This window comes from Mucilaginibacter sp. CSA2-8R (assembly GCF_038806765.1).
Taxonomy (GTDB): domain Bacteria; phylum Bacteroidota; class Bacteroidia; order Sphingobacteriales; family Sphingobacteriaceae; genus Mucilaginibacter.
The window spans coordinates 3,056,378-3,075,194 of the sequence record NZ_CP152389.1 but is presented as its reverse complement, the minus strand read 5'-3'; the positions used below and the strand labels follow the sequence as shown (position 1 = coordinate 3,075,194).

The 18,817-nt window shown below is 45.6% G+C and carries 13 protein-coding genes; 9 read left to right on the top strand and 4 right to left on the bottom strand.

The window, feature by feature from the left end; all coding sequences use genetic code 11:
* The first annotated feature begins 78 nt into the window (after nt 1–78).
* From AAGR14_RS12965 to AAGR14_RS12950, 4 genes are all read left to right on the top strand, one after another.
* Complete coding sequence (locus tag AAGR14_RS12965; RefSeq protein WP_342644641.1) at nt 79–516, top strand: BLUF domain-containing protein; 438 nt, start codon at nt 79–81, stop codon at nt 514–516.
* A 553-nt stretch (nt 517–1,069) separates the two neighbouring features.
* Nucleotides 1,070–2,548 (top strand): amino acid permease, encoded by a 1,479-nt coding sequence (locus AAGR14_RS12960; protein WP_342644640.1) that lies wholly within the window; start codon nt 1,070–1,072, stop codon nt 2,546–2,548.
* A 555-nt stretch (nt 2,549–3,103) separates the two neighbouring features.
* Nucleotides 3,104–7,435, top strand: a complete 4,332-nt coding sequence (locus tag AAGR14_RS12955; protein WP_342644639.1) for a PAS domain S-box protein — start codon at nt 3,104–3,106, stop codon at nt 7,433–7,435.
* Nucleotides 7,432–7,830, top strand: coding sequence for a response regulator transcription factor (locus AAGR14_RS12950; RefSeq protein WP_342644638.1), 399 nt, complete (start codon nt 7,432–7,434; stop codon nt 7,828–7,830). Before AAGR14_RS12955 ends, AAGR14_RS12950 begins: the two co-directional genes overlap by 4 nt.
* 149 nt (nt 7,831–7,979) lie before the next feature.
* Here AAGR14_RS12950 and AAGR14_RS12945 read toward each other — a convergent pair whose 3' ends face one another.
* On the bottom strand, nt 7,980–8,645 hold the full coding sequence (locus tag AAGR14_RS12945) for a hypothetical protein (RefSeq protein ID WP_342644637.1): 666 nt from the start codon (nt 8,643–8,645) through the stop codon (nt 7,980–7,982).
* 723 nt (nt 8,646–9,368) lie between these two features.
* On the opposite strand from AAGR14_RS12945, the gene AAGR14_RS12940 reads away from it, so the two are divergent.
* The 4 genes from AAGR14_RS12940 to AAGR14_RS12925 all read left to right on the top strand — a co-directional run bounded on the left by AAGR14_RS12940 (nt 9,369) and on the right by AAGR14_RS12925 (nt 15,088).
* The gene (locus AAGR14_RS12940; protein WP_342644636.1) at nt 9,369–9,656 is read left to right on the top strand and encodes a hypothetical protein; all 288 of its coding nucleotides are present in this window, start codon (nt 9,369–9,371) and stop codon (nt 9,654–9,656) included.
* Nucleotides 9,657–9,665: 9 nt separating this feature from the next.
* The gene (locus AAGR14_RS12935; protein WP_342644635.1) at nt 9,666–11,729 is read left to right on the top strand and encodes a hypothetical protein; all 2,064 of its coding nucleotides are present in this window, start codon (nt 9,666–9,668) and stop codon (nt 11,727–11,729) included.
* Between the two features lie 76 nt (nt 11,730–11,805).
* A complete protein-coding gene (locus AAGR14_RS12930; RefSeq protein WP_342644634.1) occupies nt 11,806–14,814 on the top strand; it encodes a hypothetical protein in 3,009 nt (1,002 codons plus the stop codon).
* Between the two features lie 28 nt (nt 14,815–14,842).
* Nucleotides 14,843–15,088: a hypothetical protein gene (locus tag AAGR14_RS12925; RefSeq protein WP_342644633.1), complete on the top strand. Its 246-nt coding sequence runs from the start codon at nt 14,843–14,845 to the stop codon at nt 15,086–15,088.
* A 506-nt stretch (nt 15,089–15,594) separates the two neighbouring features.
* Here AAGR14_RS12925 and AAGR14_RS12920 read toward each other — a convergent pair.
* Together AAGR14_RS12920 and AAGR14_RS12915 are read right to left on the bottom strand one after the other, a co-directional pair.
* On the bottom strand, nt 15,595–15,861 hold the full coding sequence (locus AAGR14_RS12920; RefSeq protein WP_342644632.1) for a hypothetical protein: 267 nt from the start codon (nt 15,859–15,861) through the stop codon (nt 15,595–15,597).
* Between the two features lie 117 nt (nt 15,862–15,978).
* Nucleotides 15,979–16,440: a hypothetical protein gene (locus AAGR14_RS12915; protein WP_342644631.1), complete on the bottom strand. Its 462-nt coding sequence runs from the start codon at nt 16,438–16,440 to the stop codon at nt 15,979–15,981.
* Nucleotides 16,441–16,666: 226 nt separating this feature from the next.
* Here AAGR14_RS12915 and AAGR14_RS12910 point away from each other — a divergent pair, with 226 nt between their 5' ends.
* On the top strand, nt 16,667–17,092 hold the full coding sequence (locus tag AAGR14_RS12910) for a hypothetical protein (RefSeq protein ID WP_342644630.1): 426 nt from the start codon (nt 16,667–16,669) through the stop codon (nt 17,090–17,092).
* 254 nt (nt 17,093–17,346) lie between these two features.
* On the opposite strand, the gene AAGR14_RS12905 is transcribed toward AAGR14_RS12910, so the two are convergent.
* Nucleotides 17,347–18,498 (bottom strand): GAF domain-containing protein, encoded by a 1,152-nt coding sequence (locus tag AAGR14_RS12905; protein ID WP_342644629.1) that lies wholly within the window; start codon nt 18,496–18,498, stop codon nt 17,347–17,349.
* Nucleotides 18,499–18,817 lie beyond the last annotated feature (319 nt).

Below are 18,817 nucleotides of genomic sequence, written 5' to 3'. Positions count from 1 at the left end.
ATATAGTGTCATATAATTTATTAGTTTTAATCGTTAATTTATTTTGGTAACGCTTTATCGCAATTGTATTTTCTTGCCATGTTATATCACGTTATTTACATCAGCAAGGCGGTAACACCGCTAAGCGGTGAGTCCTTAAGTCACCTTCTTCAGCAATCCCGCCGGTGGAACGAGTCGGTTGGTATATCCGGCATGTTGCTGTATGTGGAGCGCCACATGATGAGCCAGATCACCGGCCGGTTTATGCAGGTAATTGAAGGCGACGAAAGCGAAATCAAACCCCTTTTTGAGCGTATCAAAACAGACCCGCGTCATCACCAAATTATGCCTTTACAGATTGGCCACATTGGTCAGCGTAGTTTTAAAGATTGGGTAATGGGCTTCAAAGTAATGGGCTGGCAGGATTACATGGACCACCCCGGCTACCTGGATATGGATGAGCTTTTTTCGGATAACGAAATAACCCTCTCGTCAGGCGTAGCCCTCAACTTTATGAAGACTTTTTATGCGATGTAGATCTGAATTTTCAGGATTATAGAATTTACTGAATGGATGGCTGTTATATATTTTAGAGTTTTCAATTCATATGACGATTTAGAAGAGGCTGCGTTCGTCGCAGCTTAAAGTTGGTGCCTCCATCCATAGAGGTTGGGAGATTAAGGTTTTGTGATAAGTCATGCCGATGCATATTGGCATCCCATGGCACAGGTCAACCGTTTGCATTTCAGTCGATTGCCCATTCATTACTTAGCGTGTGGCACGTCAATCGGCATCAGCATAACGGATGGGAAAGGTTAAAGCATATTGATCACCATGGACGAAACTCTAACATCGGGCGTTGCCTATCTTTTCAAGTTGCTTCCTGCTAAGGTAGTTTTTAAGTTAAAACCAGCCATTGTTTACAGGGTTCTTATTCCATTTTGCTTTGTAACATCACCGTCAGATCATTAACCCAATGCCGTAAACCTCGTTGATAAGGTTACTTTTGCAAGTTCTACCAAAGTGATGGATTAAGTTGGGCGGTCAACCTGTAAACTTTAATCAACCCAAAGGTGTAATTGCAATACGTATGTTAAAGAAACCCATCGACTTATTACTTAAAGAATCTACCGAAGAAGGTGAGCACGCACTCAAGCGTTCGCTCGGGCCGGTCAACCTTATCCTCATTGGCATTGGCATCATTATCGGTGCCGGGCTATTCTCGCTCACGGGTATTGCCGCAGGGCAGCACTCGGGGCCTGCCGTTACCATTTCGTTTTTAATAGCGGCTTTGGGTTGTACGTTTGCCGCCCTGTGTTACGCCGAGTTTTCGGCCATGATACCCGTGGCCGGCAGCGCCTACACGTACTCGTACGCTACCATGGGTGAGCTTTTTGCCTGGATTATCGGCTGGGATCTGGTGCTTGAGTATTCGGTGGGGGCCGCTACGGTGGCCATCAGCTGGTCGCAGTATTTAACCAAATTTTTGTCGTGGTTTGATTTGTACCTGCCGCCGCAGCTTACGCTATCGCCGTTCGAGACGGCCAAAGCCGCCAACGGCGACCTAATTACGGGCATCATCAACCTGCCTGCAGCACTCATTGTGGTGTTGGTAACCGGTATCATCATCCGCGGCACCAAAGGGTCGGCATTGGTTAACGCTATTATTGTAACCCTTAAAGTAGGGGTGGTGCTGGTGTTTATTGCTGTGGGCTGGTCGTACATCAGTCCGCAAAATTATCACCCTTACATTCCGCAAAATACAGGCGAGTGGGGCGTGTATGGCTGGTCGGGTATACTGCGTGGCGCCGGGCTGGTTTTTTTTGTATTCATAGGTTTTGATGCGGTTTCTACTGCTGCGCAAGAAGCTAAAAATCCGCAGCGTAATATGCCCATCGGCATCATCGGCTCGTTGGTTATCTGTACTATTTTGTTTGTGCTGTTTGCCCACGTGATGACGGGTATGGCCAACTACAAGGAGTTTATCGGTTCGGGCGCCCCGGTAGCTATCGCTATCGAAAAAACGCCTTACCAATGGCTCAGTAAGGCTATTGTGCTGGCTATATTAATTGGGTATACCTCGGTAATACTGGTAGATCTGTTAGGTCAGTCGCGGGTGTTTTTCTCGATGTCGCGCGATGGTTTGCTGCCCAAAGTGTTTTCGCACGTGCACCCCAGATTTCGCACACCCTGGAAATCCAATATCGTACTCTGTGCTTTTATTGCCATTTTTGCTGCCTTTGTACCCATCCGGGTGGTGGGCGAAATGACCAGCATCGGTACCCTGTTGGCTTTTGTGCTGGTGTGTGCGGGCATCCTGGTGCTGCGTAAACAGCAGCCCAACTTGCATCGCCCGTTTAAAACTCCGTTGGTGCCGCTGGTGCCTATCCTCGGCATCCTTACCTGCTTTGCCATGATGACCTTTTTACCCGCCGACACCTGGCTGCGCCTGATCATCTGGTTGGCCATTGGCCTGGTCATTTATTTTACGTATGGCCGTAAGCACAGTATGGTAAGGCGTAAGGCGATGGGCGTGGCGGATGAGTTAGTGAAGCCAATGAGTGAATGATAGATTGAGTGAATGAGTGAATAAAGGCCATCTTGTTATCTCGAACGATAGTGAGAGATCTTGATCGGTGGGGTTGGTTAGTGAATGAATTGAAACAAACCCTTCATGCCGAATTTATTTCGGCATCCCATGCGCTGAGTAATTCGTCGTTTCTACTCGTTAAATTTGAGCCGGTAGTTGTTTACTTATTTCGTCCGCTCTCGTCCGCGGAGGCCAAGTACTTTGGCATATCCACAAAGTGCCCAAAACACCTATCTGTTGCGATCACCTCACCACCGCACAAGGCCCTCGCTGGCCCGGGCGCAACAGCGGGCCTTTGCGCTTTTTGTTTGACGAGCGCCTTGTTTGGCGCAAATCATCCCTACCTTGGGAGGGCAGGGAGGGTTTTATCCGACTTTATATAACTTTAACTCAATTCATTCCTCGGCAATCAACTCCCAAACTATTTTCTTCCAATTTGTTTTAATATCAGAGCGCAAAGTTGTAATATAAGCCCGATTTTAGCTCTTACCTGTTGATATGCGCCGTGTTGTACCGAAATAATTAAGAGCATCCATGAAAAACCAGCCTGTATCCATCCCCGCTCCGCAGCAGCCATCATTATTACAACCCGAAAATTTAGTTCAGGCGCTTGAAGAAGTGGGTTGCATTGGTGCCTACGAGTTTGACGTAGCCAGTGGCAGCATTCATTTTTCTGACGGTATGTTTCGCCTTTTTGGCGAGGAGCCGGGCGCTTTTGTGCCCAGCCTTGCTTTAATTGATTCGCGCTCTAATATAGAAGATGCCGGGAGGATACGTCAGGTATTAGAACAGGCCCTTGCCACCGCACAGCCTTACGAGTATACCCGCCGCATCCGCAAGCGCAACGGGCACTGGGCTAAGGTAGAGTCGCACGGTAAAGTGGTTACTGATGCCACTGGCAAAGTGGTAAAATTGCTGGGCGTAGTACGAGATGTTACCGACCGTAGCCGGGTAGAGGAGCAACTGCAAACCACTAATCAAATGCTGCAGGCTACGCTCGATAGTACTACCTACACTTTTCAGGCTTTTAAAGCTGTTCGTAATGAAGACGGAACCATCGTTGACTTTGAGTGGATTTTAACCAACAAAGTGTGGAACGACCAGTATGGCCAAATGGCCGGTAAGCGCTTGCTGGAACATAACCCCGGCGTGGTTGAAACCGGGCTGTTTAACTTATTTGTCAGTGTTACCGAAACAGGTATACCTGTAAATCATGAACAGTTTTATGCTCATGAGCAATTTAATGGCTGGTACCATCAAACACTCATCAAGATGGGCGATGGCTTTTTGATGAACACCGAAGATATCACCGAGCGTAAAAAGGCCGAGCAGGAAATACTTCGCTTAAAAGACGAGATGGCCCGGCAGGTGAGCAACAAATACTACTCGCTGTTTAACGCTATTGACGAAGGTTTTTTAGTGATCGAGCTACTGTATAATGCGCAAAACCATCCACACGATTTTAGGTACCTGGAAATTAACCCGGCCTTTGTGCGGCAAACGGGGCTTAACCACGTAACAGGTAAACTGGTAAGCGAGGTAGCACCCGGCCTGGAGCCACGCTGGATAGATACTTACCACCGCGTTTTGCAAACCGGTGAGCCTGCGCGTTTCGAAAATTATAACGTTGATACCAAACGTTGGTATAACGTATTTGCATCGCGCATTGGCGGCAACGAGAGCCGGAAACTGGCCCTGGTGTTTGATGATATTACAGAGCGGAAGCAGGAAGAGCAGCGTCGCGAATTTATGATGCAGCTAAGCGATGCTTTGCGCCCGCTATCTAACCCTGCTGCAGTGCAAGAAACTGCTACCCGCCTTATACTACAGCACTTTGGATGCGATCGCTGTTATTACAGCGAAATTATAAACGACGAGGCCATCATCAGGCATGATGCCGCCCGTGCCGGGTTGCCCAGCGTAACCGGCGTGTACAACCTGCAAAGCATGCCCATTTTTGCCAAGGTGGTAGAGGCCGGCGAACCTTTTGTTGTAGATAATGTGAGCCAGAGCTTGTTAGTAGATAACAACCTGCGCCAACTCTGCCTGCAACTGCAGGTCATCTCGTTCGTGGATGTTCCGGTAATTAAAGAGGGGCGCCCGGTAGGAATTTTATGCATTGTACAAAGTGCACCACGGCAATGGACCACCGCCGAAACAAATATGGCCGTTGAGGTGGCCGAGCGTATCTGGACGGCCGTTGAGCGGGCCCGTGCTGAGGCCGCCATGAGGGTAAGCGAAGAAAGGTTCAGGCTGTTTGTTTCGGCCAGTTCAAACTTGCTTTATCACATGAGTGCCGACTGGCAGCAAATGTATGCGCTTACCGGCACAAATTATTTAGAAGAGACACCCGAGCCTATCACCAATTGGGTTGATAAATACATCCCACAAGCCGAGCGTGAACGTGTATGGGAAGCCATTAACGATTGTATCAATCATAAAAGAACATTTGAGCTGGAGCACCAGGTAATTTTAGCTGATGGCTCTGTTGGCTGGGTGTTTTCGCGTGCGGTGCCGCTGCTGGATGTTGAGGGTAATATTATAGAATGGATGGGGGCGGGTAATGACATCACGCGCCGTAAAAATGCCGAATTGCAGCTCCATCACTTAAATAACCGCCTGGAACTTGAAGTAACTGAACGGACTGCCGAAGTTCACAAAACAAAAGAACTGCTGCAGGCTACGCTGGATAGTAACCCTGAAATGATACAGGTATTTAAAGCGGTACGTGATGACAACGGCCGCATTGTAGATTTTGAATGGACACTTAACAATGCTGCTTCTATTCAAATTTACGGGGATGTAATAGGCAAACGCTTAACCAATGTTACTCCGGGCACCGTAACCGAGGGTGTTGTTGACCGGTTTATTGAGGTTACTGAATCGGGCAGTCCTCAACAGTATGATCTTCACTATGCTCATGAGCAATTTAATGGTTGGTATCACCAGTCGGTGGTAAAGCTGAGTGATGGCGTGGCCACCAACACCATTAATATCACCGAGCGTAAAAAGGCCGAAGAGGCTATAAAAGATTATGCCTACTTTGTAAAAAGTATCACTGATATGATGCCCGACATACTGGTCGTGGTAGAGCTGCCTTCGCGCAACGTCATTTTTAATAACTGCGATATTTTAAGCTCCCTGGGTTTTAATGCCGACGAAATTGTGCGCATGACGTTTGAAGAACGTACCAGCTTGTTTCATCCGGATGACTTGCCACTTGTTCAGGCTTTTTATGACCGGTTTTTAACCTTACCTGATCATGAACTTAACCAGGTGGAGTATCGCCTGCAAAATAAACAGCAACGCTGGGTGCGGTTATCTGTACGCGGCCAGGTTTTTAGGCGTGATGCCGGCGGCAATGCCACCCAGGCGCTTTTTATTGCCCAGGATATTACCCAAAGGCGCGAGAGCGAATTAGCCCTTAAGGAAAGCCGGGACCGATTGCAATCTGTTTTTGATACCACACTGATAGGCATGTCGGTTTTTGCACCTGTCTTTGATGCCGAAAACTGCATTACCGATTTTCGAGTACTTATCGTTAACAAAAAAATTGAGCGCAGCACGGGTAGGCAAGATATGACAGGCCAGTTGTATAGCCAGCTATTTCCGGGTATTAAGCGAATGGGATTGTTTGAGCTGATGGTTAAAACATACCAAAGCGGCGAGCCTGGCCAGATGGAGTATCACTACACGTATGATGGTATAGACCAGTGGTATTCAACTATGTTTGTAAAAGGGCAAGATACGTTGGTATGCACTAATTTAGATATTACTGAGCGTATACAGGCTGAAAACGAACGATTTAAGAATTACCTGTTGCTGCAGCAATCCGAACAACTGGCGCAAACCGGCAGTTGGGATTTTAACCTGCGTTCGGGGTTGATGAGCTGGAGTGAGGGCATGTACCGTCTGTTTAACCTGCAGCACGAAACTGAGGTTACCCCCGAAATTTATATGCAATATGCCACACCCGACTGCCAGCCTATTGCAAAAAGCATCATTACTAAATTACGCACCGGCAGCAGCGATTTTGAGGAAACAATAAAGATTGCCGTAAATAACGCTATTAAAATCATCCACCTCAAAGCTACCTTAGTTAAAAACGAAAGTGGGCAATCCATCCGGTTGTTGGGGGTAGATATGGATGTCACCGCCGCCCGCCATACCGAAAGCCGCCTGCGCCACATGGAGGCCGAACAGCAACAACAAATATTTAAAGTAACGTTAAATACCCAGGAAGAGGAGCGCCGACGCATATCCGAAAGTCTGCACAACGGCTTGGGCCAGTTGCTGTATGCTGCTAAATTAAGCATGAGCATGGTAAACGCTGAGGTAGCCGCTGTAAATCCCGAACAGTTTAACATCTCGCACAGGTATACAGAGCAGTTACTTTTAGATGCCATCAACGAGTCGCGCCGGATATCACATGAACTGATGCCTACCGTATTGGCCGAGTTTGGCCTAAAAGCTGCTATTCAAGACATTTGTGAGCAGCTGCAGGATGGCGTGCGGTTTAGGTGCCAGGTGTTGTTGTATAACGTAAAGTTGGATAATTATCTGGAGTTAGCCGTGTTCCGTACCGTGCAGGAGCTGATGATCAACGTTATTAAGCATGCTTCGGCCACACATGCTACCGTGCAAGTTAAGGCACGTAACGGCGAAGTAAGCGTCACCGTTCAGGATAATGGCAAAGGGCTCACCGTCAATAACCAAAATAAACCGGGCATTGGATTATCGTCCATCCGCAGTAAAGCCGAACTATTAAAGGGCACTGTAGAGATATGGTCTGAACCGGGCCAGGGCACCAAAATAGAGGTACGTTTTCCGTACCAGTTATTTATGAACGTAGATTTTAAATCATGATAAATATATTACTGGTTGAAGACAACCACAAAGTGCGCGAACTTTTAGGCGGATTGCTTCAGGCTCAAAAAAATCTTACGGTAGCCGGCAAAGCCGAAAACGGTTTGGGGGCCCTCCGGCTTTTGCAAAATGGTTTACAGGCCGATGTGGTAGTTGCCGACTTGAATATGCACGATATGGATGGCATTGAACTTACCGAACAGCTAATGGCCGGTTACCCCAATCTTAAGGTTATTATTTTAACCATGCACGCCAAAGCGGCCTTTTTAAAACGCGCCCTCGCAGCAGGTGCCAACGGTTACCTGCTCAAAAACGGCGACATGAACGAGCTTTACCAAGCTATAGCGCAGGTATACGCCGGCCAAACAGTTATTGGTGCCAGCGTGAGGCAGTAAAGCAATGAGTGAATTTTGAATGAGTGAGTGAATAAAATTCATCCTATCATCCTAAGCTATAGCGAGAAATCCTGCTTGCCGCCCCGATCAAGATCTCTCATTATCTTCTATCAGCACATTTGCACACTGGCACCTTAACTCGTTAATAATCACTTCACTTTAAACTTCTTTTTCAACGCCGCCGTCTCCAGCACATAATACACCGCTTTACTCTGTTTATTTATTCGCGAACCTAAGGGGTGGTTGCGGTCTTTAAGGGGTAGGGCAAAGGCCAGTTCGGTGGCCATAGTTTTTATGTAGGCACGGTTATTATCAACGCGGGTAATTGTAAAAACGTTCGAGAGCTTTTCGTTAATCAGACGGTACAGGCGCTGTCCAACCAAGGCTTTAAATTGTAGCGCATCCTGCCCGGCCTGGCTGGGCACGGGTTTAATGTCATCTTTAAAAGTTCGGGCTTTTTCGAGGATAGCGGCGGCCAGCCAGTGCGATTTGGCTCCTGTACGTTTGCCGGCAATGTCATCTAAGAGGGTCAGCTTTTGTTTGGCCACGGGTAACATGCCTAAAGCCATTTCGGCCAGCACCGTTTTAGGTGGGGTGGCCGCCGGAAGCATCTGCTCACCTTCGCGCTCAAATTTTTCGAGCACGGCATCAGTAATAAACCGGTAGCGCTGGTTACGGGGGAGCGGGAGTTGATACAGCGCATTCACCACATTGGCCGGCATCCGGTAAAACCCTAACTGCACTTTCTGATCGGCTGCCTTATTAGCTGGTCCGCGTCGGCGCTGATTAATAGTGGGCGTAGTTGGTTTTGGCATGGCTCTAAGTAAAGTTAATTATTTAACGAATACAAATTGAAAAAGTTTATTTGTAATAAATATTTGTTATTTATTGAACAAAGCGTTATCTTAGTGATATAGAGTTAGTGAATGTGTGAATGATAGAGTGAGTGAATAAGTGAATCGAGCCAGGAGTGAGTAGTGAATGGGTGAGTTAATAGATCATAATACATGCTGTCATGTCGAGCGATAGCGAGACATCTTGATACTTGCGATAAATGAGTGGATTGGTTAAGTTTTCTGTATGGCTGATTCTGTACTTTTTACGCTCAAAAAAGTACCCTCAATGATGAGACGGGGAAATGAATGCTTTTCCGCTTCCTCTCAAGACTTACCGTCTTACCAACTTATCGCACTCATTTGTACTATTGAATTGTACTCATTACTCAATAAAATACTTGATACCAGGCTGTATTATACCCACGGGTTTGGGTTGCGCGAATAATTACGTTACAAGGGGGCATGGTAGCCAGGGCGCTTCATACGTCCGATTTTCCCGGTAGTACAGCCGGAACAAGCATAGTTTATAATAGCCTCATGTTAAATGATGCGGGGCAGAGCGGCGCGAGGCTGCGCGGACATGATTTGCCCGCCTGTGCTTGTTTTTTTCAAAGATTTTAGCCAATGATGGTTGCCGGGTGGTAAAGCCCGGGTGGCCATCAGCCAAACCATATAAAACTAAAAATACAATCTAATTTAAATATGCTTTTTACTGCAGCACAGCAAAAGTGCATTACCCAACTGGGCCGTATTGCCCGCTATTACATCCTCGACCTGCACTTAGGGCAATCGTTTTGCGTTCGCGAGGATGAGGCTGTTAGCCACGGCTTACCCTGTAAAAAAGGCACCTGGTTTAAACAGCACGAGCAGGGGCACCACGTTGAGGCCGGCTGCATCTACCTGTACGAGCTGCTACAGCAACCCGAGCGGTACGATTTTACCCGCCGTTTCGAAACCGCCTGCCAGCATAGTTTATTCCCACAAAATTGATAAGCCGCCATGCAAAACCTGCAATTATTTTTAAATCATCAGCCTGCCGATGTGGGGTCAGACCTGCTGCAGCTTACCTTTCAGATTAACAACCTGGCCGAGGTACAAAACCAGCAGGGCACCGTATCCAAGCAATTTAAAATTCCGCTTACGCAGCGTAACCGGCGCTTGCTGGACTTTCCGGATGAGGTGGCTTTCGATACATCGCTGCCTTATAAAAAGTATCCCGCTAAGGTTTTACAAGATGGTTTTGAGATTATCCCGGAGGGGAGCTTTGCCGAGCTGAATAGCATTGAAGGCAACGATGCCAACATCACGGTAATATCGGGTAACGTAGATTTGTTTGATGCGCTGGATGCCAAGATATATGACATGGGCGACAGTGCCTCAGACGTAACCCAATTGGGGAAAAGCCTGGTATGGAAGGACTATAATCATATATGGAGTGCAGCCAACATAGCCGGCAGTCAAACCAAAACCGAGGGCTGGATATGGCCCGTGGTTGACTATGGCAAAATATCTGCCGATAACTTTGACCAGCCCATTGATGTGCGCCACCAGCGGCCCGGCTTTTTTCTAAAAACCGCTATCGAGCTGATGATTGCTAATGCTGGCTACAAAATAAACCAGGTGCATAATGCGCTACAATTTGATCCGCTTTACCCAAAACTGATGGTAATGATGGCCAACGATAGTTTTGAGCACGGCATCGACTATGTAAATAACAAGGCTGGCAACAACCTGCAGGCCTTGAGCACAGTGGCGCAAGAGTACCGTTACGGCCGCGACGGTGCCGATGTTGCGCTGCGCTTTGGCCAGATTTTAATTGGCGACAGTTCTTTTTACGATGCCAGTTTTAGTTCGTACCTGGCTACCACTAATATGGAGGTGGAGGTAACGGTTGAGTTTGACATTTTTGTGCAAGTATCTAAAGATGACGCCGAGGTAACCGTAGGTTTTGAAGTTTACACCCCCGGCACAGGATGGGTAAAAGAAGGTTACCCAGCAACGCCTTATCATCCTAACGACCGCGACCCTATTTGGTACCGACGCCAAAAAATAAGCTTTACCGAAACATTGGGCAGCGGGCAGTTTGTGGCTGTATGGTATCATATTCCGCAAAAAAAGAAGGATGGTATATACTTTAGTATACCGGCAGGTGCCCGGCTTACGGTAACACAAACCAAGCAAAATGTGCATTATGGGGAGCAGGTACAGTGCGAGCGCCTGTTTCCGGACATATCTCAAAAAGATTTACTTAAGGATAACCTACAGCGCTTTGGCTTAACCTGCCAAACCGACGTTTTTAATAAAAGCATCACCTTTGGTAGTTTTCGCGATATTGTTAAAAACCTGCCCCGGGCTAAAGACTGGAGCAGCAAATGTATTAACCAGGGCCGTACCATCGAGTTCAGGCTGGGTAACTATGCCCAAAGCAATGCCCTAAAGTATAAGGATGATGACGGGCTTACTACGGCATCGCCCAACAACGTAAACCCCTTACCTAAAGGGTATTTTGACGATGAGATTTTGGTTGATGATAAAACGCTGGCCAAAACTAATACTTTGTTTGAAAGCCAGTTTGCCCCGAGCATCAACCGTCCGTACCTGGGCGGTACCATTGCCCAGATACTTAAAGTAGACGCCAACAGTGAGAATGATGATTTTTCGATAAGCACGCAGCCCCGCATCCTGATTGACCAAAAGCTTAATCTGGCTGCGCTGGGCAAATCGGTTACGTTTACCGACGGTAATGCAGCCAACAACCGTACAGTTAGCGACGTAATATCTGTGCCGTACTTTTATAAGCCCGACGGCGCCTATAGCCTCTCGTGGAAAGATATGGGTAGCAACCCCGGCTTAAAAAGCACTTACTACAAAGAGCTGGGTCACATCCTGCGGCGCTGCAAAAAGGTAACCCGGTTTTTTATGCTCTCGCCGCGCGACATCTACGAGCTGGACCTGCTCATCCCCATTTACCTGCGGCAAGACGGCGCCTACTTCTACATCAACAAAATTGACAGCTGGGTAAAAAATCAGCCTTGCAAGGTGGAGCTGGTTTGGTTGGGGTAAGGGAAGGGCGAATTCTATTGATAAGTAAATAATATAAATATACTATTTGTTGAATGTATGATAAAAAATTATTGTGATGAGTGATCAACAGGGGCAATTTTCGAAAAACTTATTGTTAGAGGTAAAAATAAAGGCAGATTCCTGGAAAGCAGAACTACCAGTTATAAGGGCACAAATAAACCAATTAATTCAAGATCAACAGCACTTAATAAGTACCGGAGCGCAAAATTCGCAAGCTTTCAAAGCTACGACTGAAGAACTGAAAAGGTTAAATACTCAGTACTCGGACAACAAAAAATCTATTGCTGATTACAGAAAGGCAGTTAAACTCGAGAATGATTCAATCAATCAAAATAAAGCTTTAGTAGCACTTTTAACAACTGAGTATGAGCGATCGGGTAAAGCTAAGGATGAAGACGCAGAACGCATAAGTAACCTTAACGGCCATCTAAAAAAACAGGAAGGTGAACTAACAAAGACCACCAATAAGACGGTAGAGTATGCAAATGCTATAGCCGAAGCCGCCAAAACAGGTATCGACGCCTTACCTGGAGGCGAGCAGCTAACTGCTGTTTTGGGATCGTTGGCCAAAGGTTTCAACGTTACCGGTATGTTAGCAGGAGACGCTGCCGAAGCGCTGGAGACGACGGGCGAGGCTGCCAGTACGGCTGGTGGTCCGTTTACTGCGGCTATTGAACTGATAAGTGTATTAGTGGGTTGGTTAATGAAGTTTACACCGATAGCTGAAAAAGTAGCGCGAATCTGGGCCGGTGTTACAGGTGCATTTAGTGCGTTTGCCAATACCCTAAAAAACAGAGATGGTTTCGGTAACCTCATTGGCAATATGAAAAAAGCCTATGCAGAAAGTGCAAAGCTTGAAGGGAAAATCCAGGATATGGAGAGGAAAAAGCTGGTTAATGAAGCCGCAGACAGCGAAGCTGAAGCCAAAATAGCTGAACTGGAGTCGCAGATGAAAGATAGCCATGCCAGCTACGCTAAACAGCTGAAAGCTTTTAAAGACATACAAAAAACAAATACCGAAAAGTACACACGCGACTTAGCTACCGCTAACGAAGCTTATGACAACGCGGTAAGCAAGGCTGTTATGGCACGCGGGTTTACTAAAGAAGAAATTGATACGCTTAGGGAAAAAGGCATTGCGTATGCAGTTGAATTAGATAAAAAACATGGCTTGGTAGACGGAAAATCTTCTCTCGAAGAGATTTTGAAAACCAAGCAAAATCTTGATAAGCTAAAACAGGGCGATAAAAAGAGTGAAGAAACAGCCCAGGCTTGGGCAGATCAGCAGGAACAAAAGCGTAAGCAACGAGCCGATCAAGCCAGAGCAGATCATGAAAAGGCTGTTGAAGCCGGCAAAAAAGCAGCAGAAATAAGAGCCAAAGGCCGGGAGGCTGAGCGCAAGGCAAACGAAGAACAAGAGCAGTCTGTTAAGCGGATGCTGGAACTTAAAATGTCGGATTTTGCGAAAGAATTGAGCAGTACCGATGAGCATTACCGGCAGATGGAGCGTGAGCAGCGCAATTTCATCGAGACTTATAACAACATGAAGGGTGCCGAACGCGCCGCCAACGAAAAGGCTTACCGCATCTCGCTAAAAAACATTGAGCAACTGCATAAAGAGCATTTTACCATGCGGATGAAGCAGATCACCGACTTTAACCGCGACATGGCCGACAGTGTGCAAGCCGCAGATAATGAATTGGAGAATTTGAAAATCTCCAATTTGAGTGACGAGCACGAGCGCCAGATAGCTGAATATGACCAGCAGGAAAAAGAAAAAGTGCAAGATCTGGAGAAGCGGCATACAGAAGAATCGGAGAAGCAGAAACAATGGGAAGACGAATTAGCTGCTTTTAAAGCAAAGGCGTCTTCTTACAGGACTGCGGAGGATAAAAAGCAATACACCGAGGAGCTCAATGGTTTACAGAGAAAGCTTGATAAGCAACTTAAAATTGTAAAAGACAATGAACAAGCACAGGAAGAGGTAAGAAAATATTTTAAAACGAAGAGAGAAAAATCTCAGACAGAGTACGAAGACGGTAAAAATGCCAAGGCGGACAACGCCGAACTGGATAAGCTAAATGCCGACGTTACTGAAAAAGGCAAAAAAGCCAAGCCGTTTTTAGGCGATAAAGATTTACTGGCAGCCCAGGAAAAGGCTTTAAATAAAAAGTATCAGTTGGAGATTGCGGCCGCTGAAAAAGCCGGGGAATCAACGTATACATTGAAATTGCAACAAGAAGGAGATCTACATAAACTGCACGAAGATTTTGCCAAAAAGCGTGAAGAATTAGCGATCGGTAGCGCCAAAAAGGTTGCCGAAAAAGGCTTCAGCATATTAAAGAACAGTATAAAATCAGCTTCAGAAGTGCGCCTGAAAAGCCTGGACGAAGACAAAAGCCGCGAACTGGCCAACACGTCGCTCACCAGTGCCCAAAAAAAAGCCGTTGAAGAAAAATATAAAAAGAAACAGCTGGAAGAAAAGGTTAAAGCTTTCCGAGCCGAGCAAAAGGCATCCATAGCCCAGGCCCTCATTAACGGCGCCCTGGCCATGACCAAGGTGGCTGCAGAAACCGGTATTCTGTCTTTTGCATTTAGTCCGCTTATTGCGGCGCAAACTGCCGTTGCCGTAGCTACCATTTTAAGGCAAAAACCACCCGCTTACGCTTTGGGTGGTGTACACGGCAGGCGCTACGCCAGCGATGGCCGCGGCGGGGTGCTGCCCGGTTACAGCCGTTACGATAACGTTAATGCCTTTTTACGCGACGGCGAAGGCATTGTAGTGTCCGAGGCTATGCGTAACCCATACGCCCGGCAAATGGTGTCGGACATTAACCAGTCGTTTGGCGGCAGGGCCTTTGCAGCAGGCGGTGTTTTTAGCAACAGCCAGTATTTGCCCACCACCAGCAACCCGGCCCGTATGCAGCCGGTAATTAATGCCAATATTGATTACGGTAAACTGGCCGCGGTCATGGCCAGCATGCCGCCGCCCATTATGGACATCAAGGACGTAAACACCCAGCAGCAGCGCCTGGCCCAGTCCGAAAGCCGCGCCAATTTATAAACGTTAAACCACACGATGCATTTGCTGCATGACCATACAAACCGCTAATTCTTTATTTGACAACGGAACGCTGGCCGATTTGTACAAAGCCGGTTTTTTAAGCGAGAAGATATTCCTTTACCGCGAAATTTACCTTTGGATAAATGCCCAGATATTTGCCCGCGGCATCTCCAAAAACCGAGCAGTGTTTGAGGCCCAAGAATTTTTTGACCGCGACCAACGCACCATTTGGCGCGCCCTTAATAATTTTGAAGATGAGGAGGTGTTGAGTTGATGGTTCATAGATGATAATTCATGGTTGAAGGTTCCCGGTTGATAATGGTTGAGAGTATGCGGATGATGGTACGGGGTTGATTGAACATGCTCGTAAATCTCTAACTCGTCTTTGCGAGGAACGAAGCAATCTCTTTAGGACAGGTAGACGTCATTTATATGTACCAGGCATAAACGCATACTCCGCTAAAGGACATGGCACCTATACTTCATCATCAAGTTGTTAAACTATCTGCAGAACAAAAAAATCGCGCCTGTAAACGGGCGCGATTTTTTTGTTTGACCAACTTTGCGTTAGTTGAATTATTAGATTTTACTCAGTGTTTTGATTTATCTCTTTTTGGCCGGATACAGCGCAAGCAGTGCCACCCCGGCAAGAATTTTAATTTTCTTTGTTATGGTTTAAAGTTGATTGAGGTATGCAAATAAATGAGTATTAGCATCGAGAATAATGCTGATACTCAATCATAACATACAGCGCTAAACTAAAGTGTCTACCTTATATAATTACGCCTCCGAATAGCTAAACCGGTAATTACAGTGGCGGCACCAGGCTTTAGCCAAATCCTTATAATAGGCTTTGTACAAAAACCACATACTCCACAGCAAAAGCGGTACGCCAAAAATTACAAAGCCTGTTGATAAGGCAAAAGTTCCGTACAAGAATATGATAGCAAGGAAAAGCAGGCCGTACCCTTGAAATTTGTTATAAAAGCGTCCTCTTACTATAGTACGGTAACTTGCGCAGTTAGGGCATTGTTTCTGTTGTGACATGGTTTTGTGATTTGACCAAAACTAAGTAAATTAGTAATAAACATCAAAAGAAAGTGAATTTAACTAACTGTTAATCAGTAGTAATTAAGAAGGACTTAAAAAACTTAGCAAGCTGCTTTAAAGTTTCGCCCGTACGCTCAACATCGTATATCTGTACAAGGTGCTGATCTGGTTCCTGTCAAATCCGTTGGCCTCGGTCAACGCTATTTTTTGGCCGTCCGGCTTTTGCTCTGCCACAATTAGTTTTAGTAAATCGTTACCTCTATAGTTCACATGATTCAGCAAAATTTGTGCGCCCAATAAGTTGATGCTGCTCTGTTTCCGGGCGCCCAATAAGGTTATCCATTCGTGGGTAATTACTGTTTTTGGAGTACAGATGGTAACACTGTAGTTAATTTTAATAAATGCCAACATGGCCAAAACGATGATGTGCGTTATTATAAACAACAGGATTTCCGTTTCGTGGTTAAATACCAGCAATATCCATGGCAAGGCCGCTATGCAAAGCAGAACCAGCCAGGTACCCACCAGCGTGAACCGGAATCTGGTGTTTTTAATCTCTATAACGTCTGCCTGCATATTAAAGTTAAATCATGTAGCAACCTGCTTTGTTAGTACATAATCGAGTAGTGTAAATTTAGCTTATTAAAATTTAAATCATCTGCCGGTTATAAGTGAAATTGTGATGATGACGGCTTCCCGGCAAATAAAAACATTTTAAGTTTGCCTTATTGTCTGTCTAAATATTATTTGGATATTGCGTTCGTATTATTTTAAACGAATAAAATACCTAAACTACATTTGAATGAAAATTCATATCACATCGTGGCAACAAATAAAATACGGCGCTTACCGCTATTACTTGGTAGAAGACCGTTTTTTTTACGCTTATGTTTTTAGTGGGGTGTTGTGCATAGTTGGACTATACTTGTCGTTACTAAATCATATGGATCCCATTTATACAGGGATTTTTATTTTAGGAGTGATGTTCTTCTTTTTCTATCCATTTATGCCGCTTCATTGGAAATTGTTCAGGCACCAAACGCTTACCATAAACTTAACCGGTAGCATGATGCACGTTTATAAAAACGGTATCACTTACAGTATTGATTTAAACCGCTACGGCTTTAAGAAAGTAGCCGGGCATTACGTGTTATGCGCAGGCGACCAGGTTTTCTTTTTTACCTCAAACCAATTTGAGGAATTGAGGCAGAAGCAGACTTTAGTATGAGTACTCAGCTTATACAATGAGCAATGATATTACTCATTAAGATTGTTAGCTTATGAGCGAGGGGCAAAGGCGTAAGCAGCCCTATCCAAATGTTGCACACTGCCGCAATTTAAAGGGTGATTGGTGTTAACATACAAGCACGTCATCTGAACTCGCCAAACAGTTTTAACGTCTTATCTATAATTATTTAACAATGCAACCAGCTGAATGCAGGGCATGAATTTAGGTACAAGATTAGGTAATAGTACGAATAGTTATGGGTTACCTACAGTTATTGGGTGTTCTTGATAATGGTTATCTGTAGCAGACTCGGGGTCAGGATCAGTAGCATGAGTAATAATTAATTTGATCTTTTCATCCAGTTCTTCTGCAGCGGCCGCCAGCATAATTAATTCCTCTCGGGTTTCTATAAAGCCATCCATTTTTAACAAGTTCATCAAACCCAAAATAGAGGCTACGGGCCTGCGGAGTTCATGTGCTTGGATAAAGGCAATCTCTTTTAAAGAGTCTTTTTGAGCAACAACTACAGCCTTGTTAATCACATTTTGTGTAGTATCCGTAGAATTTACAGATACACCTATGATGACGCCTTCAGGATCAAAAGCGGGTTCAAACTTAATCATACGCCAGGTATCGCCATCCACGGTGCGTACTTGCCTTTCGTCAAATACAGCGGTGCCTGTCATCGCTTTTACGTACGCTTTGTAAAAAAACAAAAGGTTTTCGGGTAGTAGGTAATCAGCCATGCCCTTACCGCGGGTTAATGTTTTGCCGTAGTTATGAGTTACATAACTGGCCCAGGCCTGGTTAAAAGCCAATACCTCAAAATTTAACCCGAGCAGTAAATGGCTATCAATTGTACTCTCGAAGAAAGACCGGTGCTCAATGGCTGAGCGTCTGGCTTCGTCGTACTGCTGTTTTAAAAGTTGTACACTTACTTCAAAATCAAGCAGCTGCATGGCTTGTTTAGCCAGGCCTTGCAGCATGTCTTTTTGCAGCTCGGTTAGCTGGCCGGGTACTTGATCGATAACGCACAGACTACCTAAGTGGTAGCCGTCGCTGGTGGTGAGGGGAGAGCCTGCATAAAAGCGAATATTTGGGTCGCCTGTAACCAGGGGGTTGTTTAAAAAACGTTGGTCGAGCTGGGCATCGGGTACAACCATCACCTCATCACCCTGAATAACCTGGTTGCAAAACGCGTCATGCCTTGTTGTTTGCTCATAAGCAAAAGCCTGTTTAAATTTGATGTACTGCGTGTCTTCATCAATAAAAGTGATGAGGGCTGTAGGGGTACCACAAACTTTAGCCGCTAGTTGAATGATGTGCTCCAGCTCTTTTTCCTTACTAATTTCTAAGTTCAGGAATCGCTTAACCGCTTGTATCCGGTTTTCCTCGTTTTGCGGCATAGTTGAAAACAACGCTGACGATATTATGCCAGCGTTCTGTACGTTTATACCCAATAAATGCCGGAAAGGTTACAGGAAAAAGATTTAAATTAAATTAGAAAGAAAGCAGCAATTTCTAATCGCCAGGTATTAAAACATCGACGCCAAATTTTAAAAATGCTTAAATTTATCGTATTCAAATGTTTTCTTACTTTATAGGCATCATCGGCTACCTTAGGCATCGTGTTAAACGCTCATCCGACTCACTGCCGCGAGGTAAAATCCTGTAGTTAATTGGTATAGTTGCCAATAGCAGATAATTTTAACAATTGTGGTGATT

Coding starts and splice junctions, on each gene's coding strand:
- AAGR14_RS12955 (WP_342644639.1), top strand. CDS start 3,104: ATGAAAAACCAGCCTGTATCCATCCCCGCTCCGCAGCAGCCATCATTA.
- AAGR14_RS12935 (WP_342644635.1), top strand. CDS start 9,666: ATGCAAAACCTGCAATTATTTTTAAATCATCAGCCTGCCGATGTGGGG.
- AAGR14_RS12905 (WP_342644629.1), bottom strand. CDS start 18,498: ATGCCGCAAAACGAGGAAAACCGGATACAAGCGGTTAAGCGATTCCTG.
- AAGR14_RS12915 (WP_342644631.1), bottom strand. CDS start 16,440: ATGCAGGCAGACGTTATAGAGATTAAAAACACCAGATTCCGGTTCACG.
- AAGR14_RS12950 (WP_342644638.1), top strand. CDS start 7,432: ATGATAAATATATTACTGGTTGAAGACAACCACAAAGTGCGCGAACTT.
- AAGR14_RS12925 (WP_342644633.1), top strand. CDS start 14,843: ATGACCATACAAACCGCTAATTCTTTATTTGACAACGGAACGCTGGCC.
- AAGR14_RS12920 (WP_342644632.1), bottom strand. CDS start 15,861: ATGTCACAACAGAAACAATGCCCTAACTGCGCAAGTTACCGTACTATA.
- AAGR14_RS12910 (WP_342644630.1), top strand. CDS start 16,667: ATGAAAATTCATATCACATCGTGGCAACAAATAAAATACGGCGCTTAC.
- AAGR14_RS12930 (WP_342644634.1), top strand. CDS start 11,806: ATGAGTGATCAACAGGGGCAATTTTCGAAAAACTTATTGTTAGAGGTA.
- AAGR14_RS12965 (WP_342644641.1), top strand. CDS start 79: ATGTTATATCACGTTATTTACATCAGCAAGGCGGTAACACCGCTAAGC.
- AAGR14_RS12940 (WP_342644636.1), top strand. CDS start 9,369: ATGCTTTTTACTGCAGCACAGCAAAAGTGCATTACCCAACTGGGCCGT.
- AAGR14_RS12945 (WP_342644637.1), bottom strand. CDS start 8,645: ATGCCAAAACCAACTACGCCCACTATTAATCAGCGCCGACGCGGACCA.
- AAGR14_RS12960 (WP_342644640.1), top strand. CDS start 1,070: ATGTTAAAGAAACCCATCGACTTATTACTTAAAGAATCTACCGAAGAA.